This window comes from Mycolicibacterium sp. CBM1 (assembly GCF_054073305.1).
Genome location: NZ_JBSXPP010000023.1, coordinates 35832 through 61579, shown reverse-complemented (window position 1 = coordinate 61579; position 25748 = coordinate 35832). Strand labels below are relative to the sequence as shown.

The following is a 25748-nucleotide window of genomic DNA, read 5'->3' as shown; positions in this document are numbered from 1 at the left end:
CTCACCTGCCGTGCACGACATTGACGACGTTGACCGGATCGCGCCCGTCGTGCAGGCGCCGGCAGTTGTCCACCGCTTCGCGGAGGTAGCGCCGCATGGTGTCGACGGTGGACCAGGTGACGTGGGGCGTCACCACGACGTTGTCGAGCCGCAACAGTGGGTTGGCCGGATCGACGGGTTCGGTCGCGAACACGTCGAGACCCGCGGCTGCGAGCCGTCCGCCACGCAGCGCCTCGACCAGCGCCGGCTCGTCGACGATACCGCCGCGCGACGTATTGACCAGCACCGCATGGGTTTTCATCGTGGCCAGCGCCCGCGGGCCGATGAGCTCCCTGGTCTCGGGAGTCAGGGGCAGATGCAGGCTGACGATGTCGCTCTCGGTCAACAGCCCGGGCAAACTGCGCCAGCCCGCGGTGCCGTCGTCGCGGGTGCTGGTGTGCAGTACCGCCGCGCCCATGGCGTGCACGATCGTCTCGACGCGTCGGGCGATGTTGCCGTAGCCCACCAGACCCACGGTGCAGCTGCCGATGTCCCGCACGGTCTCACCCAGGCTCGGGTCGGTCGGCCAACCCCGCCCCTGACGCGTGGTCCGATCGAGTTCCGGCAGCCGGCGCAGAGCGGCCAGCATCAGCAGCACGGTGCCCTCGGCGACCGAGGGTGCGTTGGCGCCCGGCATATTGGCCACCGCGACACCGAGTTCGGTGGCCGTCGCGACGTCGATGGTGTTGACGCCGGCGCCCAGCTTGTGGACCAGGCGCAGCCGCGGCGCGCGGCGCAGATCCTCACCCGACAGCGGGCGCAGAACGTGCCAGATCACCTCGGCGTCGGGGAGCTCCCGGTGCAGGGTGTCGTCGTCATCCTCGTGGCACCATCGGATGTCGAGCCAATCCGATTCGGAACCAACGATTTCCAGCACGTTGTCGCCAGGCAGGAAATGGGCGAGGACTTTCAGCGCCACCGCTTCCCGATCCACTTGGCGATGATGTCGGCCTGTTCACTGCGGGCCCCCGGCGTGGTGAAGTAGTGGTCGGTGTCGATCGAGCACAGGGTCTTGTCTTCGCTGGCGAGCGCGTCGAATATGCGCTTGGCGTCGGACGGGAACACGCCGGTGTCCTGCTCGGCGTTGATCACCAGTGCCGGGCAGCGGATTCGGGCCAGGTGGGGTTCGGCGCGGGTCTGGGCGGTCTTCAGACTCCACATGCCCAGCCAGTTGCGCAGTGTGCAGGCGGCGGCGATGCCGTGCGCTGACCGGTTAGCCTTCACTGGCACCCCGGCGTAGCAGAGGTTGGGCTGCCGTTTGGTGGGTTCCAGGGTCGGGTCGACCATTCGCGGGTCGGCCCAGGTCCGCATGACGGTGAAGGGACGATCGGAGAACCCCGCGGCGCGAACCCGCTTCAGTTCGGTCTCGGCCCAGTCGGTGATCGCATGGTTGCGCGCGATCTGGGCCTTGCGGTAGCGGGCGACGAACTCCGGTGAGTATGGGGGACCGTTGTTCTCGTCGAATAGGTCCAGGTCAGGATCGCTGGCCACCGGGTCATTCTCGTCGACGACCGCCCCGTCCATCCACGCGGTCAGCACATCCGGGCGACCCGGGTGTGCGGCACTGGCGATGTAGCCGTCGGCCGCCGGCAGGTCGGCCAGTCCGGCAGCGGGCCGCATGCCCTCCAACGGGGTGACGTTGGGGTCCAGCGCATGCGACTGGTAAGCAGCCATCAGCGACCCGCCGCCGGAATTGCCCAGCAGCACGATGGTTTCGATGCCTTGGATCTCGCGCAGCCAGCGCACGCCGACCGCGATGTCGACCAGGGCATGGTCGAGCAGGAAGGTGCTTTCGAAGCCACGGAACCGGGTGTTCCAGCCCAGGAAGCCGAGGCCGCGGGTGGCGAGGTAGTCGGCGAGGTAGTGCTCGGAGAAGTCGATCTGATAGTGGGTGGCGATGACGGCGACCTTGGGCTTACGGCCGACCCCGCGGTGGTAGAGGCCCTGACAGGGATGCCCGCCGGCCGCGGCCCTTCGTGCGGTGGGCGAAGGCATGCCGATGAACTCACGAACGACGCCAGGGGTTGGCATGGTCAGTCGTCCTCCTCAGCCATAGATTGTCCGATAGACAATATTCGCCAGCGTCAATATGCACGCCTGATCGTCGACATCGGTTCTGTTTCCGCTGAGCCGGACGTAGCAGAACTGGTTGAACATCGACACGATGGCCTCGGCAAGCAGGTGTGGGTCGTCATCCGGGCAATGCCCTTGAGCCTGGGCGCGTTTGATCATCTCGGTGATGAAGGCGATCGGCAGCGCGCACAGCTCCGCCCAGTACTGCGCGAAGTCGTCGTTGACCATGGCCAGCTGCGAGACGCTGATCATCTCGGCCAGCCGGTGGCGGTAGGTGTTCCAATGGGCCGCCGCGGCTTCGTGCACCCGTTCGCGGTCGGTCAGGCCGGGCCGGGTCACCGCGCGGGCCCGGTCGGTGGCCTCGTCCTGGAAGCGCATCGCCCACTCCCGGACCATCGCCTCCTTGGAGTCGTAATAGTTGTAGAACGACGCTGTCGAACGGCCGGCTTCGGCGGCGATGTCCGCGACGGTCGTGGCGAGGACGCCCTTGCGGGCCACCACCGCGCGAGCGGCGCTGTCGATCGCCGCCTGCGTGCGACGCCCGCGGGCGGTCGGCAGGACCGGCCGTTCACGACGTGGATGCTCGGACAGAGTCGACACGGCCATCCTTCTGGTCAGGAACTGAATCTGATGTTAGGTTCAGATACGCACGTTGGCCAGCACTTCTGGGGGCACGTCATGATCAAGCCGCACAACGCCAACACCGAGTTCGAGTTCGGTGGCATCAACCACGTCGCGCTGGTCTGCTCGGATATGGAACGCACGGTCGACTTTTACTCGAACGTGCTGGGCATGCCGCTGGTCAAGTCGCTGGATCTGCCTGACGGGATGGGCCAGCATTTCTTCTTCGACGCCGGCAACGGTGACTGTGTCGCCTTCTTCTGGTTCGTCGACGCCCCGGACGGACAGGCCGGCAACACCCTGCCCGCGGCGTTGCCGGGCTTGGGGTCGATCGTCAGCGCCGTCGGGTCGATGAACCACCTGGCCTTCCATGTGCCCGCGGAGAAGTTCGACGAGTACCGCCGCCGGCTCAAGGCCAAGGGTGTGCGGGTCGGCCCGGTGCTCAACCACGACGAGAGCCCCTCGCAGGTCGCTGCGACCCTGCATCCGGGGGTGTACGTGCGATCGTTCTATTTCACCGACCCCGACGGCATTGTGCTCGAGTTCGCTTGCTGGACAAGAGCGTTCACCGGGGATGATGCCACGACGCAGCCCAGGACGGCCGCCGACCGCAGGCCTGTGGCGGCGCGCTAGTCGCGGAACAGTCGAGGATCGGCCAGTTCGTCGACGATGGCCGTCAGCTGGTCGACCAGTTCGTCGGGCGTCAGCGTGATCGAGCCGGCAAGCCATGCGCTGATGGTCTGGCCGACCCCACCCACCACGAAATGCGCCAACGCCGTGATCCGGTCGTTGGCCGGGCGGCGCAACATCTTCCCTACGTGCTCACCGGACAACATGGCGAACAACGCCCCCGAGTCCTGCCGCTTGCGGACCACGGTGGCATTGGACAGTTGCGAACTGAACATCAACCGGCCGACCCGGGGATCGTCTTCGATGGTCCGCACGATATTGGCCATGCCGGCCCGGTTCTTCTCCTCGGGTGGGGCGGCGGCCACCGCCGCCTGGGTGGTGGACGCCATCCTGGCTATCACCCAGTCGAACACCGCCGCGACGAAGTCGTCCTTATCGGTGAAGCTCTCGTAGAAATAGCGGGTGGCCACACCGGCCTCCCGGCAGATGCCCCGAACAGTCAGTTCCGCCGGGTCGACGTTGCTGCCCAGCAGCTTCAACCCCGCCTCCAGCAACCGGGACCGCCGCCGCTCCAGCCGGTCCGCGGCGTCCACGCCGCCGTAGGGTCTGGCCTGCGTCATCGACCCATCTTGACATTGCCGGGGCGGCGGCGGATATTAGGAAACCATCGTTGTCAGATTGTCCGAGGCGACAGGTGGCCCGTCGTGTCGATCAGTGAACCCGTCAGCCATGTCGAACGTGGAGTGAGCTCGGCACCCGCCGAGGGGAACGCCGTGCCGGGGCGGCGCCGGGGCGCCGGCATCGACGACGGACTCATGGGTGTGGCGTTGCTGGCCGGACCGGCCAACGTGATCATGCAACTGGCCCTGCCGGGAGTCGGCTACGGCGTGATGGAAAGCCGCGTGGAAAGCGGCCGGGTCGATCGCCACCCGATCAAGCGGGCCCGAACGACATTCACCTACCTCGCGGTGGCCACCAGGGGTAGCGACGAGCAGAAGAAGGCCTTCCGTCGCGCGGTGAACACCTCGCACGCGCAGGTGTACTCGACGGACGACAGCCCGGTGGAGTACACGGCCTTCGACAAGCAGCTCCAGCTGTGGGTCGCTGCCTGCCTCTACAAGGGTGCCGTCGACGTCTACCGGATCTTCGTGGGGGAGATGGACGAGCAGACGGCGGACCAGCACTACCGCGACGGTGCGGCGCTGGGCACCACACTGCAGGTGCCGGCGCAGATGTGGCCGCCCGACCGGACCGCGTTCGACCGCTACTGGCAGGAATCGCTGGACAAGGTGCACATCGATGACGCCGTCCGCGAGTACCTCTACCCGATCGCGGTGTCGCGGCTGCGCGGGCTGCGCCTGCCCGGACCCGTGCAGCGGGCCTACGAAGAGCTGGCGCTGCTGATCACCACCGGGTTCCTGCCGCAACGGTTCCGCGACGAGATGCGCTTCGAATGGGATACCGCCAAACAGCGCCGCTTCGACCGGCTGATGGCGGGGCTGCGGTTCGCCAACAACCTCGCCCCCCGGTTCGTCCGGGCGTTTCCGTTCAATGTGCTTCTCTACGACCTAGATTGGCGCGTTCATACCGGCCGGCCGCTGGTCTGATCCCCGTCAGGATCCGGGCGTACGCTCGCCGATGTGCGTACTGACAACGACAGCTGGGACATCACCACGAGTGTCGGTTCGACGGCTTTGTTCGTCGCCGCCGCCCGAGCGCTGGAGGCGCAAAAGCCCGATCCGCTCGCGGTCGACCCGTATGCGGAGGTGTTCTGCCGCGCGGTGGGCGGTCCGTGGGCCGAGCTGCTGGACGGCGGGGTGCCTGACCATCCACTGAAGTCCGAAGAGTTCGGTGAGCAGTTCGTGACGTTCCAGGCCGCGCGGACCCGATACTTCGACGCCTACTTCCGGCGGGCTGCGCAGGCCGGAGTGCGCCAGGTCGTGCTGTTGGCCGCGGGGCTGGACTCGCGGGCCTACCGCCTGGAGTGGGCCGCGGGCACCACGGTCTTCGAACTCGACCAGCCGCAGGTGCTCGAGTTCAAGCGCGACGCGATGGCCGCCCACGGCGCCGAACCCAGGGCCCAGCGCCGGGAGATTGCCGTGGACCTTCGTGACGATTGGCCCAAGGCGCTGCTGGACAGCGGTTTTCATGCCGACGAGCCGTCGGCCTGGATTGCCGAGGGGCTGCTGATCTACCTGCCCGCGACCGCGCAGGAGCAGCTCTTCACGGGCATCGACGCACTGACCTGCCCGGGTAGCCACCTTGCCGTCGAGGAGGGCAGGCCGATGGACCGCGACGCCTTCCACGCCAAGGTCGCCGAGGCCAAATCCGTCGACGACGAACGCGGCCAGTGGTGGCAGCTGGTGTACAACGAGCAGCATGCGCCGGCGGCGCAGTGGCTCGCCGAGCGTGGCTGGGACGCCGAAGCCACCACGCTGCTCGACTACCTGCAGACCGTCGGCCGGTCGGTCGACTCCGCGGACGCCGAGGCGGCCAACATGCTGGCCAGCGTCACCCTGGTGAGCGCCGTCAAGAAGTAGTGCCGAACCTCAGATGAGGTGGTACACGGTCGCAGCGCCCACCTTCATCGGCGGGTAATGGTGGGCGACCCAGTCGGCGATCTGCTCACTGGTGCGGTCGTGGGCCCGCATCCGTCCGCTCTCCACGTAGTAGGCGATCCGACCGGCGTGCACGGCGTCGACGAACTGCTGCAGCGTGGGGACGGGGTCGTTGCTCCACCCGCCGATTGCCATCACGGCGGTGCCGGAGGCGATCTCCAGCGCGGCTGCGGCCTGCGAACCGGGGGTGGCCGCTGACCAGGTGGTCTTGGTGGCGCACAGCAGTTCCGCCAGGTGCGGGTCGACGTGATTGGAACCGGCGCCCAGCATCATTGTCTTGGCGAAGCGGCCGCCGACGGTCGGCCAGACGTCGGCGGTGTGCGCCGCGTTGGGGATCGACCCGTTGTGCGGCGTCGCCGCCGTCGCCACCGCGAACGTGGCGGTGCCACCCAGGCCGGCCAAAGTGCACAGCAGCGCCGCGACCGGCGTCAGCCGATGCCAGCGGGCCGCGGCCACCAGCAAGGCCAGTCCGGCCGCTGCGCCGAGCCCGATCGTCCACTGCAGCGACGAGGGCCCCAGCCCCGCGCGGTGCAGCAGCCCGATGCCCCACCCGGCGGCGAGCACGACCATCACGACCGCCGCGGCCCTGCTGCGCACCGCGACCAGACCGATCAGCGCGCCGACCGCCGGCGCGAGCGCGACGGTGTAGTAGGGATGGACCATTCCGCTCATGTAACTGAACACACCCGCACTGACGACGAACCAGGCGGTCCACATGGTGACGCCGGCCGATTCGAGCCGGCTGATGCGCCGGCGTAGCACCAGGTACGCACCGGCGACGATCGCGACCACCACGCTGGGAAGCAGCCACGAAATCTCGTAGCCCATCTCGCCGGCCAGCATTCTGAACGCCCCGGCGTGGATGCCCCAGCTGCCGAGATGCCCGTGCGACACGTCGTTGCCACCGCCTGCGATTCGGTCGACACCGTTGTAACCCAGAGCGAGATTGAGCACGCTGTTGTCGGTCGAACCGCCGATGTAGGGACGTGACGCCGCCGGCCATAGGTCGACGACGGCGACCCACCATCCGCTCGACACAATCAGAGCGGCCGCGGCGCCCAACAGATGCACCAGGCGTCTGCGCCACGTGGTCGGCGCGAACAGCAGATACGCCAGAGCGAACGCCGGGAGTACCAGCAACCCGGCCAGCATCTTCGTCAAGAACGCGAAACCCAATGTGACGCCGACGAATACAAGCCAGGACCACGACGCGGTCGCCGTAGCGCGGATCAGGCCGTAGGCGGCGGCGACGATGAGCAGCACCATGAGTGCGTCGGGATTGTTGTACCGGAACATCAGGGTCGCCGCGGGGGTCAGGGCCATGACGGCGGCGGCGATCAGGGCCGCGACCGCGCCCCGGCGCGGATCGGCGACGGTGCGGCGCATCGTGGCGTAGAGCAGCGCGACGGCCAGCACACCCATCACCGCCTGTGGCACCAGAATGGCCCAGCTGGTCATCCCGAAGAATCGCACCGATAGCCCGGTCACCCACAGTGACGCCGGCGGCTTGTCGACGGTGATGAAGTTGTTGGGGTCCAGAGAACCGAAGAACCACGCCTTCCAGTTCTTGGCACCCGACTGTGCTGCCGCCGCGTAGAACGCGTTGCCGTCGCCGTTGATCGGCAGGTTGAACAAGTAGAGCGCCGCGGTCGCGCCCAGCAAAGCGATCAGAGCCGGCGAAGACCAGCGCGGCGCGGGCGGGACCTCGGCGTCGGCTGCCGCTGGGGCGGCGAGGTCCAGGCGGTCGGCGATCGCGGTCACGGCCACTACGGTGCACGACGGCGCTGGGCCGCGGCGGTCGTGCCGGCTGGGAACTGGCTGTGTATTTCATGATCGGCGGCGCTGTGGTGAAGGTCGGCGGCGCTGTGGTGAAGTGGGCAGGATGTGGAATCCGCAGAACTATCTGGCGTTCGCCGATCAACGCGGCCGCCCCTTCTTCGACCTGTTGGCGCGCGTCGGCGCCGAGTCGCCGCGCCGGGTGGCAGACCTCGGTTGCGGACCCGGAAACCTCACCGAGCAGCTGATCCGCCGCTGGCCGTCGGCCACCGTCGAGGCGGTGGACAGCTCTCCGGAGATGGTCGCCGCGGCTCGCGAGCGCGGCCTAGCCGCTCAACTCGGCGACATCAGCGCCTGGGCGCCGCAATCTGGAACCGATGTGGTCCTGAGCAATGCTGCGCTGCACTGGATTCCCGGACATGCCAAATTGATGCTGCGGTGGGCGCAGCTGCTGGAACCAGGTGCGTGGATCGCGGTTCAGGTGCCCGGCAACTTCGATGCGCCGTCGCATGCCGCGGTGCGCCGGCTGGCTGCCCAGAACCCGTGGTCGGAAATATTGGGCGACTTCGGCTTTCGCACCGCAAGGGTGGTGCAGACCCCGTCGGAGTATGCCGGGCTGCTGACCGACGCCGGCTGCAGCGTCGACGCCTGGGAGACCACCTACATCCACGAGCTCACCGGCGAGCACGCGGTGCTCAACTGGATCACCGGCACGGCGCTGACGCCAATCCGCGATCAGTTGGACGACGAGCAGTGGGAACGGTTCCGCGGCGAATTGATTCCCATGCTCGACGAGGCCTACCCACCCCGCCCGGACGGGCGCATACACTTCCCGTTCCGCCGGATTTTCGTCGTCGCTCAGGTCGGCAGGCCCTGACGTTCGGCGTCGGCGCGGTAGCGGTCCACCCATTCGTCTGAGCGTTGATCGGCCTGGCGCTCGAGCACGGGGGCCGGGGCGAGGCGTGGATCCTGGCCGACGGCTTCGAGAACCTGGGCCACCACGTCGGTGAGATTGCGCCACAACACCGGGTAGGGCACATCTATCGGGTGGACGTCCTCTTCGGCGAACCAGGTTCGCCACCCCTCCTCCTGGGCCCGCAGCATGGCGACGACGTGGGCGATCGCCCCGGCGTGGTATTCGGCTCGGGCGTCGCGCACCGGGTCCGGGCGGCCGCGCCACACCCGGGTCTGCACGGCCCGCCAGAACGACACCGCCTGCGAGATGACGTCGGGCCGATACACGTGGATCAGTACCGGGTCGCTGCCGACGACGTCCCGGATCGCCGACAGCAGACCCGTTCCCGAGCGCTCGGGCAGGTCCTTGGCGCGGCTGAGCAACATCGAGGTCTGGTTCCACATCAGCTTGCCGCCCCAGATGCCGTTGGGTGTGCGCCCGACGGTACGAATGTAGTCCCGCCAGATCTCGGCCGGGGCGAGGTCGGGCTTGCCCTCGATCAAGGGATCGAGCAGTCGCAGGATCGACTGGTCGTCGGTGTCGGCGAACCACTCCCGTGGTTGCGGCGACATGCTGGTGTTGGGCAAGTACTGGAAGAACTCCTGCGGCTCACCCGCGACGCCCGTGGCGCGCAACGACTCGACCAAAAGGGTGCTGCCGCTGCGCTGCGAGGCGAGCACGAGATAGGCCGTCGGGTGATCGGGCATGGGCAGAGCCTAACGGCAGATCCCTCGGGTGGTGGGATCGGCGAAATTTAACTTCGCGTGACGAAAACTATTGCTGCGAACCAACTTCGTCCTCGATACCACGTTCGGTGGCGGTGGCGGTGGCGGTGGCGGTGGCGGTGGCGGTGGCGGTGGCGGCGCGGCTGGTCAGTGTCAAGCCGTGGATCTCGAAGTAGGTCTCGGTGTAGCGCGCCGCGATGCGGGTGCCCACGAACTCCGAAGGGATGACGTCGCCGGTTTCTTCGCGCCATTGGTTGAGGCGCACCGCCAGTTCTTCGGCGACGGCCAGCGACTCGTCGGTGGCCTCGCCGTCGAGAAGGTTCCTCGACTCGTCGGGGTCGGCGTCGAGGTCGTACAACTCCTGCGGTGGGCGCGGTGCGTGGATGAAGGGATCCACCGCCTGCCCCGACGGGCTCTCCTCGATGTCCAGCGGAAGGTCCAACAGGGGCCGCTGCGCGTAGTTCTCGATGTAGCTGTAGTTCTTGGTGCGGATCGCACGAATCGGGTCGTAGGAGTCGTGGTAGGTCTTCTCGGTGTAGACGTGGTCGCGGATCTGCGCCGGAGAGCCTTGTGCGGTGAGCAGATTGCCTGCGTGCGAGAGGCCTTCGACGTCGTCGCCGGGGGTGATGCCGACCAGTTCCAGCAGGGTGGGCAGCAGGTCGACGCCGCTGAACAACTCGTCGTAGACCTGCGGAGTGACCGCGAGCCGGCGGGGCGGGCGGATGATCATGGCGATACCGGTGCCGGCGTCGTACAGGGTGGATTTGGCGCGCGGAAAAGCCGGGCCGTGGTCGGTGAGAAACACCACCCAGGTGTCGGCGTCCAGGCCGGTTTCCTGCAGGGTGTCCAGCAGCCGGCCGACGGCGGCGTCGGCGACCGCGATCGAGCCGTAGAACTCTGCGAGGTCTCCGCGCACCTCGGGGGTGTCGGGCAGGAAGTCGGGAACTTCGACGGCGGCGGCGTCGGCGGGTTCGTACCGATCGCGTGGATACGGGCGGTGCGTTTCGAAGAAGCCGGCGGTCAGCAGGAACGGCGTGCCCTGTTCGATCGGAGCGCTTTCGGTGAGCCACTCCTGGGCACGTCCCACGACGTAGTCACAGTAGGAGTTGGACACGTCGAACTCGTCGTAACCCAGCCGCGTCGGGAATGACGTCTCGTGCTGCATCCCGAAAAGTGCTGAGTACCAACCATGCTCGTGCAGGATGTGGGGCAGGGTTCGCACTCCGGGGCGATATTCGAAGCCGTGATGTGCCAGGCCGACAAGGCCGTTGCTGTGTGGGTAGCGGCCGGTGAACAGCGACCCCCGCGACGGTGAGCACAGCGGGGCGGTGGCGTGAGCGCGGGTGAGCAGAATGCCCTCGGCGGCCAGCCGGTCCAGCCGTGGACTGGGCACCCCGGGGTGCCCGTAGACGCCCAAGCAGCGGCCTAGGTCGTGCCAGTGGACGATCAGCAGGTTGTCGCGTTGGCGCTGGCTCACGCGGGATGCCTCCGTTCGGTTCGGTAGGTCTAGCTTGCCCCGCCGAGTGACGGTGCCCGCATCCGGCATGCGGTGCAAGGTTAGTGCCGGGTCGGATTCTTGGCGCCCGCGCCACATTCGCCGCATCGGCCCGAGAGGTATCGGTCTGGAAGTGATTGACCTCGGAAGCGGTCAGGGGTTGTGCGGTACGCCGACCGCGCGGAACACGTACTCGGGCGGCACGTCGAACGCCAGATGCGTGGTGGGCAGCCGCACCAGTACGTCGTCGGGGATCTCGGTCTTGTACTTCAGGGACAGGCTGCCGCTGAACCGCGGGTCGACCGCGTCGACGTCGACGTCCAGAGTGATTCCGCTGCTGGATATTTCGGCGGCGACAGCGCCACCGGCGGTGGCATCCCACCGGACATCGAGGGTGCGTCCGGCCACCTTGGGCACGCTCGACAGGGTGGCGACGGCGCGCTGGGAGGTCAAGACGACCGAGCCCACGTAACTGGCGACGCTTCCGCTGGCGCGTAGACCCGGGATCCTGCCAGTGAAACGACGCGTCACCGGCACGTACTCGGCCAGATAGACGATGCCTTCGCTGTCGAACTGCGCACGCATCTCGGGCGGTAGCTTGCCGATACCGAACAAGCGGCGCAGGAAGACGGCCACATCCACGATCGTGCCAGAACGTCGTGGTAGGGAAGAAGAGATGGGATCACGGAAAGCCTGGCTGATCGGCTCCGCCCTGGCCGCCGCGATGGTCTACGCGGCCATGTGGGTGGGATTCGTGCAGCACTGGGGATGGCTGGCCGCCGTCGACACCGTATTGCTGCGCGAGTTCCGTGACATCGGCGCCGCGCGCCCGGGCTGGGTGAAGTTCTGGGTGGTGTTCTGCTTCGTGTTCGGCCCGATCGGCTTTCGGGTGATCGCGCTGGTGATGATCATTGCGGCGCTGACGCGCAGACACCTTCAGACGGCACTCTTTCTGGTGATCAGCGTCGAATTGATGGGACTGGTGACCGAGGCTGCCAAGCTCCTGGCCAATCGGCAGCGCCCCGATACGGCGCTGTCCCATGCCACGTCCACGTCGTTCCCCTCCGGTCATGCCCTGGGCGTGATGGTGGGGGTGCTCGCCGTGCTCACCGTGATCTGGCCACGGCTGGCTCGGGCGGCGCGACTTCCGCTGGCGGTGCTGGGAGCGGCGCTCATCGTTGTGGTCGGCTCGGCGCGCGTGGTGCTCAACGTTCACCACCCGTCCGACGTGGTGGCGGGATGGGCCCTCGGCTACCTGTACTACCTGTTGTGTATGCGGCTGCTGCCACCGCGGCAGGTCACCGCAGCGGCCGGAAAACCGGCAGAACTCGATAGCGTGCACTGAAACTGGCCCGGTCGTAGGTGTCGCCGACTTCGCCGTCGCGGGCCAGAGGAGTCGGCCCGTCCACCGCCTCGAAGGAGAACTCCGGCGCCTGGATCTCGTGGTAGAGCGGGCTGCGCTCCAGCCGGCCGAGAGCCAAGGCGGTCAGGATGCGCAGGCGGCTCAGCCGGCGGCCGGTCTCGAGGATCCGGACGTCGATGAGCCCGTCGTCCATCCGGGTGCGCCGGGCGGGGGCGAAGCCCGACGGCAGGTACACCGAGTTGCCGAGGAAGAACAGTGACGTCTGCAGGGTCTTGTTGTCGTAGCGGATGCGCACCGGCTGCTCCCGGCGCAGCGTGTGGAGCATGGCGTACATGCCGGCCAGCGGCTTGCCGATCTTGTGCTCGAGCTTCTCGCGGGTCCGGACGAACTGCGGGTAGGCCCCGATGCTGGCGGTGTTGATCACCGTCTGGTCTTCGTTGAGGCAGACCAGGTCGACGCACGACACGCTGCCCGCCTTGATGGCCGCGACGGTGCGTTCGACGGTGTCGCAACCGATGTCCTTGGCGAAGTGGTTGAAGGTGCCCGCGGGGAACACCGCGAGCGGCAGCCCGGCCGCTAGCGCCACCCCGGCTGCGCACGCAACGGTGCCGTCACCGCCCCCTACACCGAGTACCTCGGCGCGTTCGGCTGCTTCGCGCAGCGCGGTCGCGGCGTCGTCGCCCGCCGCGAGTTGGACGATCTCGGCCTTGGGCAGCTTCTGGCGGACCTCGTCGATGACCCGTGCCCCATTGCCGCTACCGGAGGCGGGATTGACCACGAGGACGACGCCCTCGCCGTCGGGCCGTGCCGGTGCCTCGATGATCAGCGGCTCGTTCGAGGGCAGCTTGGCGGGCACGATCGGCGGGATGAGCCGGCCGCCGAGCACAGCGATCGCGGCGCCGATACCGAAGCCGGCGAACACGTCACCCGGGTAGTGCGCGCCCGTGGCGACTCGGGACAGGCCGACGAGGCCGGCGAGCAAGGCCAGCCCGAGACCGAGCGGCGGGCTCTCCAGGCCGACGCCGACGGCGAATGCCGCCGCGCTCGCGGAATGACCTGATGGCAGCGAGTTCGACGTGGGCATCCGACGAGCGCGCCGCACCAGCGGCACCAGGCTCCCGTTGGGCCGTTGGCGCTTCCAGGCGCGTTTGGCGAGCTGATTGGTGACCATGCTGGTGACCGCCAAGGTGGCCACCCCGCGGCCCGCGCCGCGGCGCGCCGCCGGTGAACCCGTTGCGGTGAGCACCGCGGCGATTGCGAACCACAGCTTGGAATGGTCGGCGGCGCGGGTCAGCACCGGCATCGCCTTGTCCAGCAGCACGCTCGGCGATTCGGCGACCGCCTCGAACACTTCGCGGTCCAACGTTCCCAGCCCGCTCGTGATCTGACGGATGCCCTGACCTTCAAGCAAGATTCGCGGTGTCATCAACCCAACGTAGCCGGGGGTTAAGTCGACGGTGTCGTCAATTCCGCGTCCGGCTCATCCAGAGCCGTCGGGAGCGCGGAGCCGGCTGGCGCCGAGGGCTACAGACCCGCATTGCGGCGCACGTCCTTGACTTGGCTCAGGACTTCGGCTCTGGTGCTTCGTCGGCGGGTTTGGTGTTGGGCAGGATGATTCGCTTGGTGGCCACCGGCTTGCCGTCGACCTTCTTAGTGACCTGCGGCTCCGGTGGGGGGGTGGCGATGCGGCCCTGAACGGGCGCACCGTTCTTGACGGTCGGGACCGACACGCGTTTGGTGTCAGCCTTGGTGTCCTTCTCCGAGCCGCCTCCACCGTGCATGGCACCGGGCGGCATCATCGGCATGCCGCCCATGCCGGCGGTCGGAGTGGTGCCAGGCGCGGCCATCTTCGCCGGTGGCGTGGTCATGGCCGGCGCCGATGACGGCGAGGTGCCGGCGGCGGGAACCGGTGGCGGACCCAGCATGGACATCGGGGTGGTTCCGCCGAGGCCGCCGCCGCCAGCTCCACCGCCGCCACCGCCTGCCCCCAATTCGCCTGCGGTTTCGCCGAGTTCGTCGAGCGGAGCGTCAGTGAGGCCGGCTTTGTCCAGGGTTGCTCCGCCCGCCTGCTGCATCATGCCCATACCGGCCTGCATGGCCTGCTGTGCGCCCTGGGCGAGCTGCTGGGGCATTTGGGTAAGAGGTTGCAGCATTCCGCCCATCGCCCCGGCGAGCGCACCTGCGATACCCGAGGCCATCTGTGGAAGCTGTTGGGCCATCTGGGAGGCGTCACCCTGCCCGGCGACGCCCTTCATCTCGGCGGCTGCCTGTTCGTCCTGGGCCGGGAACTTGGCCGCTGCATCGGCGGTCTTGGCATCGCGCTTGGCGTGTTCTTCGGCGCTCTCCGCGTTGTCCTTCGGGTCGCCGAGGTTAGCGGCGAGACCGAGAATGCGAAGAAGCTGCTCGATGGGCACCGCACCGGCAACGAGCGGGTCGGAAGCGATGGGCGGCGGCGGCACGTTCATGCCATTGGCGGCCAGGTACTGGCCGGCGCTTGCGCTGATCTGACCGGAGGTCATCGGCGTTCCTCCCCCTTCAATGCCAGGCTGAGCGCCTGGAACCACGCGAAGTGGTAGTTGGCGGCGGTCTTCTCGTCGTTGATGAGTGCATCGATGGTCGCCAGCAGCTGCCAGTTGCCGATGTCGGCGGGGTTGCTATCTGGGTAGCCGGCGATGACCTGCTTGGCGACAGCGCTGAGGTTTTCGTGCAGCAGTTCGATTTCGGAGTCCAGGTAGCCGGTCCCCGTCGTGGCGGCTTTGGCCAGGGTGTGGGCCAGACGTGGTAGGCCGTCGCGCCATTTGGTGGCTTGGGAGAGTTCCCAGCCGAGGTCGTCGACGTCGTCGGTGCTGCGGGGGCGGATCGACATCGAGACGGGTTCGGTGTCGGCGGCGGGCGGGATGTACTGGCCTGGGGTGTAGGCGGCGGTGAGGGTGGTCTCGCCGAGTAGTGCTTCGAGGGTCCTGTTTCGGCGCCCGGGCGCGAGCAGCTTGATGCCGGTGGGGATTTCGATGTGTGGCGGAATCCAGCCGCTGGCGAGGTCTGTGGCCAGGACGGTGGTGCCGTCTTCGCGGTCGCCGATGGCCCAGCGCAACTTGGGCTCCTGCCGGGCGACGGCGTCGAGGAGGCGTTGTAGCCGCTGCTGGGCCTGGGTCTGTGCGGCGCTGGCGCCGGCCGCTGCACCGGTAGCCGTTGCGGCGACGGCATTTTCGGTGAGTCCGCTGACTGGTGGGACTGTGGGCGCAGGGGAGGGTTGTTGTCGTACGACAGCGGGCTGGCCCAGCGGGCTGGCGTTCGACGGGTGGACGGGTGCGGATCCCGGGTTGGCGGCCAAGGGAGCCGGTGGTGGGCTGGCCGGCGGGGTGATCGTCGGTGGGCGTAGGTCTGCGCCGTAGGCGGGCAGTGGTCCGGCGGGGGCGGCTGGGGCGGCGGCCGACGGCATGGCGGGTGCGGCCGATGCGGTGGGTGCGGCGACGAAGGTCTGGGGCGTCTCGGCTGGTGTGGTGGTGGGTGCGGGGGTTTCGTAAGTTGGTGCCGCGTGGGCATTTTCGAAGAGTGGTGCTCCGGCTGATGGCATGGTCGATGTCATCGGGGCGCTCATACTCTTGGGGTGGAGCGGGGTCTGCGGTTGCATCGCGTGTGCGGCGCTGTTGGACAGGGACTCGGTGCCGGCCGACATCGGGCTGCCGGTCTGCGCTCCGGCGTTGAAGTTCTGGGCGAAGCCTTCGGGGGAGAGGGCGGAGGTGGGGGTGGAGGGGGTGCCGCTACCCAAGGATGGGGGCGGGGCGAATGGCGAGCCGGGCGGTGTGACGGCTCCCATTGTCCCAGTAGCGGGCCGACCCCCGGCAGCCGTTGAACCTGGTAATGGCGATCCCTGAAAACTTCCGACGAGTGGTCCCGTTTGACCGCTCGCAAGCACCGGACCGAGCTCAGTCGGATTGTCAGGAGATGGCGTAGCCGCAGTTCCACCAACAGATTTCCCGTTGTTCGTTGCAAATGAGAAAGCCGTTGCGCTCGGTCCAGGCGCTTCGACTGGCACTTGATTTTGCGACTCGCCCGCGGACGAGGCGGATGAAAATGAATCCGAAACCGGTGAGTTTTGACTTTCGGCGGATTGGTTGGGCTGGCTTGGCGAATTCTTCAAGAATGATCGAACCTGGTCGCGAAGGGCCTCGGCTGACATTGGTCGGTTCTGACTTGAAGGGTCGAACCCGCGCTGCTCTGCGAATTTCCGCGCTGGTATGTCCTGGCCCGATCGGTCGAGTACCTGTTGGATCGCACTGAACACGTTGTCGCTGTAGGTTGCAGCCTTGCTGCTGGCGTCACGCTGAGCGGTAGAGATGACTTCAACGATCTTGTCAACCTTCATCGGTAGGGGGTCATTCGATGCGGTGATCTTTTGAATATCAGAAGTTCCGCGCTCAGCGATTGATGTGAGTTCGCTTCGAAGCTCATGCGTCGATCCATGTGCTGATTCGTAGGCGGATTTCTTGGCCGCATTCTGCTCCGAAACCTCGACTGCATGACTCCGACCTCGTTCGTAAGCTTTTCTTGCGTCATCCGCGGTCACACCCTGCTGCTCGGATAGGGGACCGTTCTGGATGGATTGCAACAAGTCCGCGTAGGAATCGTAGGAGTTTGCAATGAGCCCTCTGCTAGCAGCCGCGGTTGCGACGATAGTCAGGGACGAAGCATTCGGCCACTCATGGCCAACTAGTAAGAGGCCCCAGCCACTCAACGCTGCTTCTTCGCTCATCCGCAAGCCTGCTTAACGCTATTCGTCACCTCGTCACCAGCTTTGTATAAAGGGTCCAACTGGTCTTGAGGGGCTTCGCCAAGCTGCGCGATTGCAATGTCCTCGTAGGTATCGGCAAGCTTCTTGATCGACGCCACTAGATCGTCCGGAGTCGCTGGAGAATCTTCTAGATTCCGCAGCATGTATGAACTGCCCGCCGTCAACGCGAGGCGAACATTCGCGGCTACTGCCAAGATCGCGGTGGAATCCGTTCCCTCGTTCCTCCTGCCAGCAGCCTGCACCGCCTTGTTGGCGGCTGCAAACGCCTCACACACAGCCTTCTTCGCATCAGTGACTTCCTGCTCGCTGTACGTCTTAGCTGCGGGAGCCTCAGGCTTAGGCGCCGGCCTGAACCAGGCTCCGATGGCGACGGCGATCGCGATCACGGCGACGACGATGGCGATGACCGTCGGCAACCGCGACGGCCCCCCTGACGGCGGCGGTCCCGGCCACGGAGCTTGTGCTGTGGGCCCTGGTCCGTATGGCACGTGCGACATGTCGGAAATCGTATCCCTTGCGTTTGCCGGAGCGCTATTCACCAATACTGGCAATACCCACTCCCACCTGCCTGTACACCCAGTTCCGGGTGCTCAGAGCGGTCGCACCACTGGTTGGCCAGCGGAGTCAAGTCACCCAATCCCGTTAGCCAGCCCAGACCAAACCGTCACCCAACCTTGACTTGACCTGCCAGGAACCACCCAGACACCATGAACCGATGCGCCGAGCCGTCGTTTCGATGTGTGCTGCCGTCAGTGCGGCACTGCTGGCGCTGTCCTCCGCCCCGCCCAGTCACGCGGAGACGCCGTGGTTCCAGGCCAACGTGGGCGACGCCACCCAGGTGCTCTCCGTCGTCAGCACCGGCGGTGCCACCGCCAACATGGACGTATGGCAGCGCGGCGCCAACGGTTGGCAACCCGTCGCCACCGCCATTCCCACCCATGTCGGCGCCAATGGCATGGTCCCGCAATCCCATGACGGCGAAATGAAAACGCCCATGGGCATTTTCACCCTCGACTTCGCCTTCGGCACCCAGCCCAACCCCGGCGGCGGCCTGCAGTACGTCCAGGTGACCCCGGACTACTGGTGGGACGGCGACATGAAGAGCCCGACCTACAACACCATGCAGGTCTGTAAGAAGGCCGACTGCCCGTTCGACACCAACCCGGCCAGCGGCACCGAGAACCTCTACATCCCGCAGTACGCCCACGCCATCGTCATGGGCGTCAACAAGGCTCGGATCCCTGGCAACGGCGGCGCATTCTTCGTGCACACCACCGACGGTGGGCCCACCGCAGGTTGCGTCTCCCTCGACGACGACACGTTGGTCAAGATCATGCGCTGGCTACAGCCCGGCGCGCTGATCGCCGTCGCCAAGTAGCTGTCGCTAAGTAATGGCGATTGCGGCGCCGGGGGTTGCCTTGAAGTTCAACGCCTCGGTCGACATCGTCACCTCGTAGGTGCGGTCGTAGCCCGTCTTGGCGATCTTCCAGCCGTCCGGCGTCTTGCGGTAGCGGTCACGGTAGAACGCCGCCCCCATCAACATGAAGTTGAACTCCGGGACGATCACCCGATCCTGCAGGTACCACGTCGCCTCAGCTTCGTCGCCGTCGACGGTGATCTCCGGATGGGTCACTCGATGTTCGGTCAGGACGCCGGCGGGCATCGACTTGCGCATGAATTCCACCAGGTCCGTGCGGTTGGTGAAGTGGTGTTCCTCGCCCAACGACGACCCGTAGTCACCGATGATGTCGTCGGTGAGGGTGTCGGCGAAGTCGTCCCAATGCTTGGTGTCCAGTGCTCGCAGATAGCGGTACTTCACCTGCTTGATTGCCTCGATCGCGTCCGCATCAGCCATGCCGCACATTGCAGCACAAGAGACCGGCACGACGGGTCTGGATGTCCCGATGGATGGCGCGATGCCCGAAGGGTCGCGCCATCAGTTCATCGACGGACGGTCAGCGCTCACCGAATTCGTAGCGCTGCGCGATCGCCACGAGCTCCTCGCGCACGGTCGACTGGGGCAGCGCATTGATGCGCGCGTACAGCCGGCGGCGGCGCATGGCCCGCTTCATATCGTTGCGAAACTCCGCGATCGACATTGTGTTCTCAACTCCTCGATATCCCCCGAGTCTGCGGGGGAGTGTTTGCTGGATATGTTCCCCAGCCAGGGATCACCTGCTAGAAGAACCCCTTGATCGTCCTTGTTAATTCCATGTAAATCAAGCCAGGACGTGTGAGTTTGCCGACAGTGACGCCCTGCAGAGGGTCGATTGGCCAGTCACCTGTGATGCCTAGCACGACGAGCGAAGGCTGTGACGTGGTTCGCTGGACTTAGCTCTGGAGGTACTGCGTGACCATGTCGACGAGTAGCTGACGCTCCCGCTGCCACTCCAGGTGAGAGTTGACGATCATCTCGACGAGGACCATGCCGCGCAGCGCCGACCAGATCACCTCGGCCACGGCCGGATCCTCGGAGATCAGCCGGCCCAGTTGGTTGATGGCGGCGTTGATCTCCATCAGGTGACGGGTCGCGCTCTGCCCATGGGTGCCGCGAGTGGCCCGCAGGATCTCGAATGCCGCCAACGACGTTGGGCTGCTGTAGCACCGGAACGCGGTGTCGACGACGACCTCGATCCGATCGGGCAGCGGTAGATCGCCGACCTCGGCTGAACCCAGGCTCTCCAGCAGGCGCGCCACCCCCTCGTCGACCACGGCCATCAACAAGCCGTTGCGGTCGCCGAAGTGGTACTGGATGACGCCCCACGTGACGCCCGCGCGCTCGGCGACGTGCTTGGCGGTGGCGGCGGAGAAGCCCTCCTCGACCACGCAGCGGACGGTCTCGTCGATGATCATCGCGCGGGTGTCGTCACCGCGTTTGCGCGGCGCCTGGGTCTGCCTGGTGGGGGGTGTGCCGAGCGACTTCACATCGTTGACTTTATAACATTGAGACAACTATGTTTCGCGTATGAGCCAGCCCCTCAGCCGTTATGCCCGATTGTCCCGGGCCGAACTTGCCACCCTCGTGCCTGAATTGCTGCTGATCGGGCAGATGATCGACCGATCCGGAATGGCTTGGTGTATACAGTCTTTCGGCCGGGACGAGATGCTGCAGATCGCGATCGAGGAGTGGGCCGGCTCCAGTCCCATCTACACCCGGCGGATGCAGAAGGCCTTGAAGTACGAGGGCACCGACGTCATCACGATCTTCAAGGGGCTGCAGCTCGACATCGGTGCCCCACCACAGTTCATGGACTTCCGCTACACCGTCCACGACCGCTGGCACGGCGAATTCCACCTCGACCACTGCGGAGCCCTGCTCGACGTCGAGCCGATGGGGCCGGACTACGTCAAGGGCATGTGCCACGACATCGAGGACCCCACCTTCGACGCCACCGCCGTGGCCACCAACCCCAAGGCCCAGGTGCGGCCGATCCACCGCCCGCCGCGCACGCCCGCCGACCGCCAGCCGCACTGCGCCTGGACTGTCATCATCGACGAGTCCTACCCCGATGCCACCAGCATCCCCGCGCTCGACATCGTCGCCCAAACAAACGCCGCCACATGGCAACTCGCACCCATCGACCCCGCGGACGAAGGCTGGCCCGCATACACCGGGCCGCTGCTGTCCGACGTCGATTTCGGCGCGTTCTCCCACTCGGCCCTCGCGCGCATCGCCGACGAGGTGGTGCTGCAGATGCACCTGCTCAACCTGTCCTTCGGCATCGCGGTCCGGGCGAGGGCCACTGACAAAGGCACGGACACGGACAACACCGAACTGGCCACCCAGATCTGCACCAAGCAGCTCATCGGCATCGCGGGTGTGGCTGCTGAGCGGATTCGCAAAGCGCTGCGGTTGCCCACCGATTTCGACGGCCTCGCCCGGGTCCTCGAACTGCACCCGCTGCTCAACCCCGCCGGCTACGTGGTCGCCGAGATCGAGGGCGGCCGGCTGCACGTCCATCGGTCACCGTGCCACGACGACGGCTCCTGGATCTCGCTGTGCTCCCCGGCGTCCCCGGAACCGCTACAGGCGATCGCCACGGCGGTCGACCCGCATCTCGCGGTGCGCATCACCGGCATCGGCGACGATTGGACCGCAGAGTTCGAAAAGACCGACACCGCAGCCAAAGTCGCGCCCGAGGTGGAGGTCACGAAGTTCAGCCTCGGTGCGACGTTCGAGTTCGAGGAGCGTCGTTCTCTGCCGTTGACGGTGGTGTAGCCGATGGCTGGTCGGCGCTGGAGGCATCGCCGCCAAGGCCAGCTTGTCGACGTGACCGCAATCTGCGCGCACACTGGCAACTATGGACAACAAAGGACCGTTCGGCTTCGACCCCGACGACCTCGACCGCGTCGTGCGCGAAGCCGGTGAGGGACTGCGAGACGCCTTCGGTCGTTTCCTCACCACCTCTGGCGAGACCGCCGGGTTCGGTGTGCTGTTCGACGAGTTCACCCGCCGGTCCCGTCCCCGCCCCGAGCCCGAGACCGCGGGGGAGGCCGGCGACGGGGTGTGGGCTATCTACACCACCGACGCGGCCGGTAAGGCCCACGTCGAGCAGGTCTACCAGAACGAACTGGACGCGTTGCGGGCCAACAAACGCAACACCGACCCCAACCGCAACGTGCGGTTTCTGCCCTACGGCATCGACGTGAGCGTCCTCGACGTGCCCGAGACCGCCCATGGCGACGACAACGACAACGGCGCTGGCCAGGACTAGTTACATCGTCAGGACCATGCGGTAGCGAGCGCGGCCCTCGTCCATCGCGGCGTATGCCTCGGCCGCCTGCGCCAGCGGGCGCTCCTCGATGCGCGCCCGCACTCCGGACAGCACCGCGAAGTGCATGGTGTCCTCGATGTCGGCAGCGGATCGAACGTGGCTCCGACGATCACCAGCTCACCCTGCGGCGCCAGTCCGCCGACTGTCGCGGCCATGGCCGCCGAGTTGGCCGCCGTCGCCAGTACCACCTGCGCCCCGCCCAGCGCCTGGAGCGCTTCGGAGACGTCACCGGCGGTCGAATCGATGTAGTGATGGGCGCCGAGTTCCTTTGCGTCAGCGGCCTTCTCGGAGCCGCGCGCGATCGCGATCGTCTCGAAGCCCATCGCGCGCGCCCACTGCACCCCGAGGTGCCCGAGCCCGCCGATGCCGAGCACGGCCACCCGGTCACCGGCCACCGCACGGGTGCGGCGCAGTGCGTTGTAGGTGGTCACCCCTGCGCAGCCCATCGGCGCCGCTTCGGCGAAGGACAGCCCGTCAGGGATCCGGGCCAACGCGGTGGCCGGGGTGGTCACCGACTCGGCGTACCCGCCGGGGTAGTGCCAGCTGGGGATCTGGCCGTTGACGCACTGCATGAACTGGCCCTTGCGACACGGCAGGCAGTGGTTGCAGTTGCCACCGAACCAGCCCACCGCCACCCGGTCACCGCGGGTGAACCCCTCGACACCGGCGCCCACCTCGGCGATGGTCCCGGCGATCTCATGGCCAGGCGTGACGGGCCAGCTCAGGTTGGGAAAGCCGCCGTTGACGAAGGCGTGGTCGGTGCCGCAGACGCCGCAGGCGTTGACGGCGATCCGCACGTGGCCGAATGGGGGTGCGACGGTCGGCACCTCAACCAGTTCAAGCGACTGTCCGGCGGATTGCACGTGCCAGCGCGGTGAGTGGTCATCGTTCTCCCTGGTCCGACGAGCATCTGAGTATGGTCAGAGTAACTCAGCATAAAGGGTCTTTGATCCCTATGTTCTCGGCCAGCCTCGGACTTACGATCGCCGAATTCTTCGGGAGGTACGGCGATGACCGGGACACTGGATCACACAGCACTGTCGAACGGCGATGTCCGCACCGGCGAGATCGACGCGATCGTCGAGACCGCCGCCACCGCCGCCCGCGAATTTCGCGAACTCGACCAAGACCAGGTGGACCGAATCGTTGAGGCGATGGTCCGTGCCGGGGTCCGCGCCGCCGGCGAACTCGCCGCGCTGGCCATCGAGGAGACCGGGTTCGGGGTCTTCGAGGACAAGGTCGTCAAGAACTATGTAGCCACCGAATTCCTGCACGACTACCTGCGCGACAAGAAGTCGGTCGGTGCCATCGACGAGGACGTCGAGCACAACATCGTCTACATCGCCGAACCGATCGGTGTGGTGCTGGCGATAACGCCCGTCACCAACCCGACGTCGACGGTGCTGTTCAAAGCTATCGTCGCCGCCAAGACGCGCAACGCCATACTGTTTCGGCCTTCTCCCTACGCGGTGCGCAGCTGTGAACGCAGCGTCGCCATCCTGCGGGAGGCTGGCGAAGCGGCCGGCATGCCCCCGGGTGCGCTGCAGGTGATTCCCGACGCCGCCCACGAGGTGACGCATTACCTGTTCAAGCACGAAGGCATCGACTTCATTTGGGTGACCGGGGGCCCGCGGATCGTCGAGCTGGCCAATCAGGCCGGCAAGCCCGCCCTGAGCGTCGGACCCGGCAACGCGCCGATCTATATCCACAAGACGGCCGACGTGCGCGGCGTCGTCGTCGACATCCTGATCTCGAAAACCTTTGACTCATCGGTGATCTGCCCCGCCGAACAGACCTGTGTCATCGACGGTGAGATCTATGAGCAGATGCTTGCCGAATTCGAGAAGATGGGTGCGCATCTACTGACCGAGGGCGAAGCCGCCAAGATCGCGCAATTCGCATTCGGCTGCGGTGCCAAGATGAGCATGGACGCAGTCGGCCAGAAGGCGCCGGAGTTGGCGGCCAGGGCGGGATTTCGTGTTCCGCCAACGACCAAGATCCTGCTCGCGCCGCTGCCGGCCGACCTTGACGAGCTGGCCGCGCATCCGCTGGTCGCCGAGAAACTGATGCCGGTGCTGGGAGTGGTCCGCGCCCGCGACGTTCAGCACGCCATCGACGTCGCCGTCCTGGTCACCGAACACGGCGGCCTGGGGCATACCTCGGCCATCTACGCCGACGACCAGAGCGTCGTCGACGCCTACAGTCGCGCCGTTCGTACCGGTCGCATCCTGGTCAACGCCCCGACTGCGGTCGGCGCACTCGGCGGCGTGTACAACAACCTCACGCCGACGTTCTCCCTGGGCTGCGGCACCTGGGGTGGGTCTAGCACCACCGAGAACGTCAACTATCGACAGTTGCTCAACATCAAGACCGTCGCCCACCGTCGCACGCCACCGCAGTGGTTCCGGGTACCCGCCAACACCTACTTCAACGCCGGCGCGCTGGAGAATCTGCGCGAACTCGACTGCGAGACAGTTGTCGTCGTCACCGATGCGCTCTCCGACGAACGTGGCGTGGTGGATCTGCTGCGCAGCAAGCTGGCCACCCGCCACGTGCAGGTCTTCGCCGAAGTCACCCCCGAACCGGACGAGGACACCATTCGGCGCGGTGTCGCTCTGCTCGAGCGGGTGCAACCCGAGGTGCTGATCGCGGTCGGTGGCGGATCGGTGCTCGACGCCGGCAAGGCGATGCGGCTGTTCTACGAGCACCCCGAGAAGACGCTCGATGAGCTGACCATGCCGTTCCTCGATCCGCGTAAACGGGTGGCGGACTATCCCACCGATCGGCATCGCCTCCAATTAGTCGCGATACCAACGACATCGGGCACCGGGTCGGAGGTCTCTCCGGCGGCCGTGCTTACCGTCGCCGGTAAGAAGCAGACCTTGGTCGCCTACAGCCTGGTGCCGGAACTGGCGATCGTCGACCCACTGCTGACCTCGTCCATGCCGGCCACGCTCACCGCTGATACCGGTGTCGACGCATTGACCCACGCCCTGGAAGCCGCGGTCTCGATCTTCGCCTCGCCCTACACCGACGCGTTGTGTGCGCAGGCCGCGCGGCTCATTTTCGATGCCCTCCCGCGGGCCTACCGCAACCCCGACGACATCGAAGCCCGCACCGCGATGTCGAACGCGGCCACGCTGGCCGGTCTGGCGTTCTCCAACGCCTTTGTGGGGATCAATCATGCGCTGGCTCATGCAACCGGCGCCGCATTCGGCATCGCGCACGGTCGCGCCAACGGCATCTTCCTACCGCATGTGTTGCGTTACAACGCATCCCTACCGAGCAAGTTCATGCCGGCGCCCGGGTATTCGGCGTACATCGCACCGGAGAAGTACGCCCAGATCGGGTCGTTGATCTTCGGCGGACATGATGCCGCCGACAGCCGTGACCGCCTGTTCGCCGGCGTCGACGACCTGCTCGGCAAGCTGGACATGCCGCGCTCGCTGCGTGAATTCGGTGTCACTGAAGATATTTTCACCGAAGCGTTGCCGACGCTCGCCATGACGGCCTTCGAGGATCTGTCCAACAGGACGAACCCGCGGATGCCGTTGGTCAGCGAGATCAGCGAACTGCTGACGTTGGGCTACTACGGAAACCCGGCCGGAAATCCGGACGCTTAGTCGAAGTCGGGCCCCACGTTGCGGTTGGCCGGTTCGCCGGGCGTGTGGTTGGGTTCGGCCGATACATGGTCCCACCGCTGCGGCTGGTAGTAGTCCGACCAGCGTCCCGGGGTGGCGTAGTGCACGGCCAGCACCCCGCCGTCGAGGAAATCGTAGATGTCGCCGTCACCGCAATCGTGAGCGGTGTCCTCGTCGGCGAGCCAGATCTTGAATGCCATACGGGCAGTATGCCCGTTGATCCGGCTTGGTTTGAGCCACTCGTG

At 66.6% G+C, this 25748-nt stretch carries 25 protein-coding genes and 1 pseudogene; 9 read left to right on the top strand and 17 right to left on the bottom strand.

Annotated elements, in window-relative coordinates:
* Position 1: 1 nt before the first annotated feature.
* Genes ACXDF8_RS24205 through ACXDF8_RS24195 form a run of 3 tightly spaced genes read right to left on the bottom strand, consistent with a single transcriptional unit; the run spans position 2 to position 2712 of the window.
* Positions 2-952, bottom strand: a complete 951-nt coding sequence (locus ACXDF8_RS24205; protein WP_457225821.1) for a 2-hydroxyacid dehydrogenase — start codon at positions 950-952, stop codon at positions 2-4.
* Entirely contained in the window at positions 949-2070 is a 1122-nt protein-coding gene (locus ACXDF8_RS24200; protein WP_457225807.1) for an alpha/beta hydrolase family protein, read from the bottom strand. Before ACXDF8_RS24200 ends, ACXDF8_RS24205 begins: the two co-directional genes overlap by 4 nt.
* A 15-nt stretch (positions 2071-2085) precedes the next feature.
* A complete protein-coding gene (locus ACXDF8_RS24195) occupies positions 2086-2712 on the bottom strand; it encodes a TetR/AcrR family transcriptional regulator (RefSeq protein WP_457225806.1) in 627 nt (208 codons plus the stop codon).
* A gap of 78 nt (positions 2713-2790) precedes the next feature.
* Between ACXDF8_RS24195 and ACXDF8_RS24190 the strand changes: the two genes are divergently transcribed.
* A complete protein-coding gene (locus ACXDF8_RS24190) occupies positions 2791-3366 on the top strand; it encodes a VOC family protein (RefSeq protein WP_457225805.1) in 576 nt (191 codons plus the stop codon).
* Here the strand turns inward: ACXDF8_RS24190 and ACXDF8_RS24185 are convergent.
* A complete protein-coding gene (locus tag ACXDF8_RS24185; RefSeq protein WP_457225804.1) occupies positions 3363-3983 on the bottom strand; it encodes a TetR/AcrR family transcriptional regulator in 621 nt (206 codons plus the stop codon). The genes ACXDF8_RS24190 and ACXDF8_RS24185 overlap by 4 nt on opposite strands.
* Positions 3984-4067: 84 nt before the next feature.
* On the opposite strand from ACXDF8_RS24185, the gene ACXDF8_RS24180 reads away from it, so the two are divergent.
* Together ACXDF8_RS24180 and ACXDF8_RS24175 are read left to right on the top strand one after the other, a co-directional pair.
* Positions 4068-4970, top strand: coding sequence for an oxygenase MpaB family protein (locus tag ACXDF8_RS24180; protein WP_457225803.1), 903 nt, complete (start codon positions 4068-4070; stop codon positions 4968-4970).
* A 33-nt stretch (positions 4971-5003) separates the two neighbouring features.
* A complete protein-coding gene (locus ACXDF8_RS24175; protein WP_457225802.1) occupies positions 5004-5903 on the top strand; it encodes a class I SAM-dependent methyltransferase in 900 nt (299 codons plus the stop codon).
* A 9-nt stretch (positions 5904-5912) separates the two neighbouring features.
* Here the strand turns inward: ACXDF8_RS24175 and ACXDF8_RS24170 are convergent, their stop codons facing one another.
* The gene (locus tag ACXDF8_RS24170) at positions 5913-7742 is read right to left on the bottom strand and encodes an ArnT family glycosyltransferase (RefSeq protein ID WP_457225801.1); all 1830 of its coding nucleotides are present in this window, start codon (positions 7740-7742) and stop codon (positions 5913-5915) included.
* Between the two features lie 121 nt (positions 7743-7863).
* Here ACXDF8_RS24170 and ACXDF8_RS24165 point away from each other — a divergent pair, with 121 nt between their 5' ends.
* Complete coding sequence (locus ACXDF8_RS24165; protein WP_457225800.1) at positions 7864-8634, top strand: trans-aconitate 2-methyltransferase; 771 nt, start codon at positions 7864-7866, stop codon at positions 8632-8634.
* On the opposite strand, the gene stf0 is transcribed toward ACXDF8_RS24165, so the two are convergent.
* From stf0 to ACXDF8_RS24150, 3 genes are all read right to left on the bottom strand, one after another.
* Positions 8616-9419, bottom strand: coding sequence for a trehalose 2-sulfotransferase (gene stf0 / locus ACXDF8_RS24160; RefSeq protein WP_457225799.1), 804 nt, complete (start codon positions 9417-9419; stop codon positions 8616-8618). The two genes, ACXDF8_RS24165 and stf0, sit on opposite strands and share 19 nt — an antisense overlap.
* A 67-nt stretch (positions 9420-9486) precedes the next feature.
* A complete protein-coding gene (locus tag ACXDF8_RS24155) occupies positions 9487-10983 on the bottom strand; it encodes a sulfatase family protein (RefSeq protein WP_457225798.1) in 1497 nt (498 codons plus the stop codon).
* Between the two features lie 102 nt (positions 10984-11085).
* A complete protein-coding gene (locus ACXDF8_RS24150; RefSeq protein ID WP_457225797.1) occupies positions 11086-11568 on the bottom strand; it encodes a hypothetical protein in 483 nt (160 codons plus the stop codon).
* Positions 11569-11608: 40 nt separating this feature from the next.
* Between ACXDF8_RS24150 and ACXDF8_RS24145 the strand changes: the two genes are divergently transcribed.
* Positions 11609-12277, top strand: coding sequence for a phosphatase PAP2 family protein (locus ACXDF8_RS24145; protein ID WP_457225796.1), 669 nt, complete (start codon positions 11609-11611; stop codon positions 12275-12277).
* Here ACXDF8_RS24145 and ACXDF8_RS24140 read toward each other — a convergent pair.
* The 4 genes from ACXDF8_RS24140 to ACXDF8_RS24125 all read right to left on the bottom strand — a co-directional run bounded on the left by ACXDF8_RS24140 (position 12231) and on the right by ACXDF8_RS24125 (position 17503).
* Positions 12231-13721: a bifunctional phosphatase PAP2/diacylglycerol kinase family protein gene (locus ACXDF8_RS24140; protein WP_457225795.1), complete on the bottom strand. Its 1491-nt coding sequence runs from the start codon at positions 13719-13721 to the stop codon at positions 12231-12233. The two genes, ACXDF8_RS24145 and ACXDF8_RS24140, sit on opposite strands and share 47 nt — an antisense overlap.
* A gap of 136 nt (positions 13722-13857) precedes the next feature.
* Positions 13858-14814, bottom strand: coding sequence for a hypothetical protein (locus tag ACXDF8_RS24135; protein ID WP_457225794.1), 957 nt, complete (start codon positions 14812-14814; stop codon positions 13858-13860).
* Entirely contained in the window at positions 14811-16112 is a 1302-nt protein-coding gene (locus tag ACXDF8_RS24130; RefSeq protein ID WP_457225793.1) for a DUF5631 domain-containing protein, read from the bottom strand. Before ACXDF8_RS24130 ends, ACXDF8_RS24135 begins: the two co-directional genes overlap by 4 nt.
* Positions 16113-17044: 932 nt before the next feature.
* A complete protein-coding gene (locus ACXDF8_RS24125) occupies positions 17045-17503 on the bottom strand; it encodes a hypothetical protein (protein ID WP_457225792.1) in 459 nt (152 codons plus the stop codon).
* Positions 17504-17802: 299 nt separating this feature from the next.
* Between ACXDF8_RS24125 and ACXDF8_RS24120 the strand changes: the two genes are divergently transcribed.
* Complete coding sequence (locus ACXDF8_RS24120; RefSeq protein ID WP_457225791.1) at positions 17803-18465, top strand: L,D-transpeptidase family protein; 663 nt, start codon at positions 17803-17805, stop codon at positions 18463-18465.
* Between the two features lie 6 nt (positions 18466-18471).
* Here the strand turns inward: ACXDF8_RS24120 and ACXDF8_RS24115 are convergent, their stop codons facing one another.
* The 3 genes from ACXDF8_RS24115 to ACXDF8_RS24105 form a co-directional block, all read right to left on the bottom strand.
* Entirely contained in the window at positions 18472-18951 is a 480-nt protein-coding gene (locus tag ACXDF8_RS24115; RefSeq protein ID WP_457225790.1) for a nuclear transport factor 2 family protein, read from the bottom strand.
* Positions 18952-19042: 91 nt separating this feature from the next.
* Positions 19043-19186 carry a hypothetical protein gene (locus tag ACXDF8_RS24110; protein ID WP_457225789.1) on the bottom strand — a complete coding sequence of 48 codons (144 nt, stop codon included), beginning with the start codon at positions 19184-19186 and terminating at the stop codon, positions 19043-19045.
* A 232-nt stretch (positions 19187-19418) separates the two neighbouring features.
* Entirely contained in the window at positions 19419-20012 is a 594-nt protein-coding gene (locus ACXDF8_RS24105; RefSeq protein ID WP_457225788.1) for a TetR/AcrR family transcriptional regulator, read from the bottom strand.
* Between the two features lie 40 nt (positions 20013-20052).
* Here ACXDF8_RS24105 and ACXDF8_RS24100 point away from each other — a divergent pair, with 40 nt between their 5' ends.
* Entirely contained in the window at positions 20053-21306 is a 1254-nt protein-coding gene (locus ACXDF8_RS24100) for a hypothetical protein (RefSeq protein WP_457225787.1), read from the top strand.
* An 82-nt stretch (positions 21307-21388) separates the two neighbouring features.
* Positions 21389-21802 carry an Rv0313 family protein gene (locus ACXDF8_RS24095; RefSeq protein ID WP_457225786.1) on the top strand — a complete coding sequence of 138 codons (414 nt, stop codon included), beginning with the start codon at positions 21389-21391 and terminating at the stop codon, positions 21800-21802.
* Here the strand turns inward: ACXDF8_RS24095 and ACXDF8_RS24090 are convergent.
* Positions 21803-22748: pseudogene (locus ACXDF8_RS24090) on the bottom strand (alcohol dehydrogenase catalytic domain-containing protein).
* A gap of 124 nt (positions 22749-22872) precedes the next feature.
* Between ACXDF8_RS24090 and adhE the strand changes: the two are divergent.
* Positions 22873-25485: a bifunctional acetaldehyde-CoA/alcohol dehydrogenase gene (gene adhE, locus ACXDF8_RS24085; RefSeq protein ID WP_457225785.1), complete on the top strand. Its 2613-nt coding sequence runs from the start codon at positions 22873-22875 to the stop codon at positions 25483-25485.
* Here adhE and ACXDF8_RS24080 read toward each other — a convergent pair.
* On the bottom strand, positions 25482-25703 hold the full coding sequence (locus ACXDF8_RS24080; RefSeq protein ID WP_457225784.1) for a hypothetical protein: 222 nt from the start codon (positions 25701-25703) through the stop codon (positions 25482-25484). The two genes, adhE and ACXDF8_RS24080, sit on opposite strands and share 4 nt — an antisense overlap.
* Between the last annotated feature and the right edge of the window lie 45 nt (positions 25704-25748).

What these genes read in the sequence shown, in the direction of transcription:
- ACXDF8_RS24200 (WP_457225807.1), bottom strand. Translation starts at nt 2,070, where the DNA reads ATGCCAACCCCTGGCGTCGTTCGTGAGTTCATCGGCATGCCTTCGCCC.
- ACXDF8_RS24190 (WP_457225805.1), top strand. Translation starts at nt 2,791, where the DNA reads ATGATCAAGCCGCACAACGCCAACACCGAGTTCGAGTTCGGTGGCATC.
- ACXDF8_RS24185 (WP_457225804.1), bottom strand. Translation starts at nt 3,983, where the DNA reads ATGACGCAGGCCAGACCCTACGGCGGCGTGGACGCCGCGGACCGGCTG.
- ACXDF8_RS24165 (WP_457225800.1), top strand. Translation starts at nt 7,864, where the DNA reads ATGTGGAATCCGCAGAACTATCTGGCGTTCGCCGATCAACGCGGCCGC.
- stf0 (WP_457225799.1), bottom strand. Translation starts at nt 9,419, where the DNA reads ATGCCCGATCACCCGACGGCCTATCTCGTGCTCGCCTCGCAGCGCAGC.
- ACXDF8_RS24155 (WP_457225798.1), bottom strand. Translation starts at nt 10,983, where the DNA reads ATGCCGGATGCGGGCACCGTCACTCGGCGGGGCAAGCTAGACCTACCG.
- ACXDF8_RS24145 (WP_457225796.1), top strand. Translation starts at nt 11,609, where the DNA reads ATGGGATCACGGAAAGCCTGGCTGATCGGCTCCGCCCTGGCCGCCGCG.
- ACXDF8_RS24140 (WP_457225795.1), bottom strand. Translation starts at nt 13,721, where the DNA reads ATGACACCGCGAATCTTGCTTGAAGGTCAGGGCATCCGTCAGATCACG.
- ACXDF8_RS24135 (WP_457225794.1), bottom strand. Translation starts at nt 14,814, where the DNA reads ATGACCTCCGGTCAGATCAGCGCAAGCGCCGGCCAGTACCTGGCCGCC.
- ACXDF8_RS24130 (WP_457225793.1), bottom strand. Translation starts at nt 16,112, where the DNA reads ATGGGAGCCGTCACACCGCCCGGCTCGCCATTCGCCCCGCCCCCATCC.
- ACXDF8_RS24120 (WP_457225791.1), top strand. Translation starts at nt 17,803, where the DNA reads ATGCGCCGAGCCGTCGTTTCGATGTGTGCTGCCGTCAGTGCGGCACTG.
- ACXDF8_RS24115 (WP_457225790.1), bottom strand. Translation starts at nt 18,951, where the DNA reads ATGTGCGGCATGGCTGATGCGGACGCGATCGAGGCAATCAAGCAGGTG.
- ACXDF8_RS24110 (WP_457225789.1), bottom strand. Translation starts at nt 19,186, where the DNA reads ATGTCGATCGCGGAGTTTCGCAACGATATGAAGCGGGCCATGCGCCGC.
- ACXDF8_RS24100 (WP_457225787.1), top strand. Translation starts at nt 20,053, where the DNA reads ATGAGCCAGCCCCTCAGCCGTTATGCCCGATTGTCCCGGGCCGAACTT.
- ACXDF8_RS24095 (WP_457225786.1), top strand. Translation starts at nt 21,389, where the DNA reads ATGGACAACAAAGGACCGTTCGGCTTCGACCCCGACGACCTCGACCGC.
- adhE (WP_457225785.1), top strand. Translation starts at nt 22,873, where the DNA reads ATGACCGGGACACTGGATCACACAGCACTGTCGAACGGCGATGTCCGC.
- ACXDF8_RS24080 (WP_457225784.1), bottom strand. Translation starts at nt 25,703, where the DNA reads ATGGCATTCAAGATCTGGCTCGCCGACGAGGACACCGCTCACGATTGC.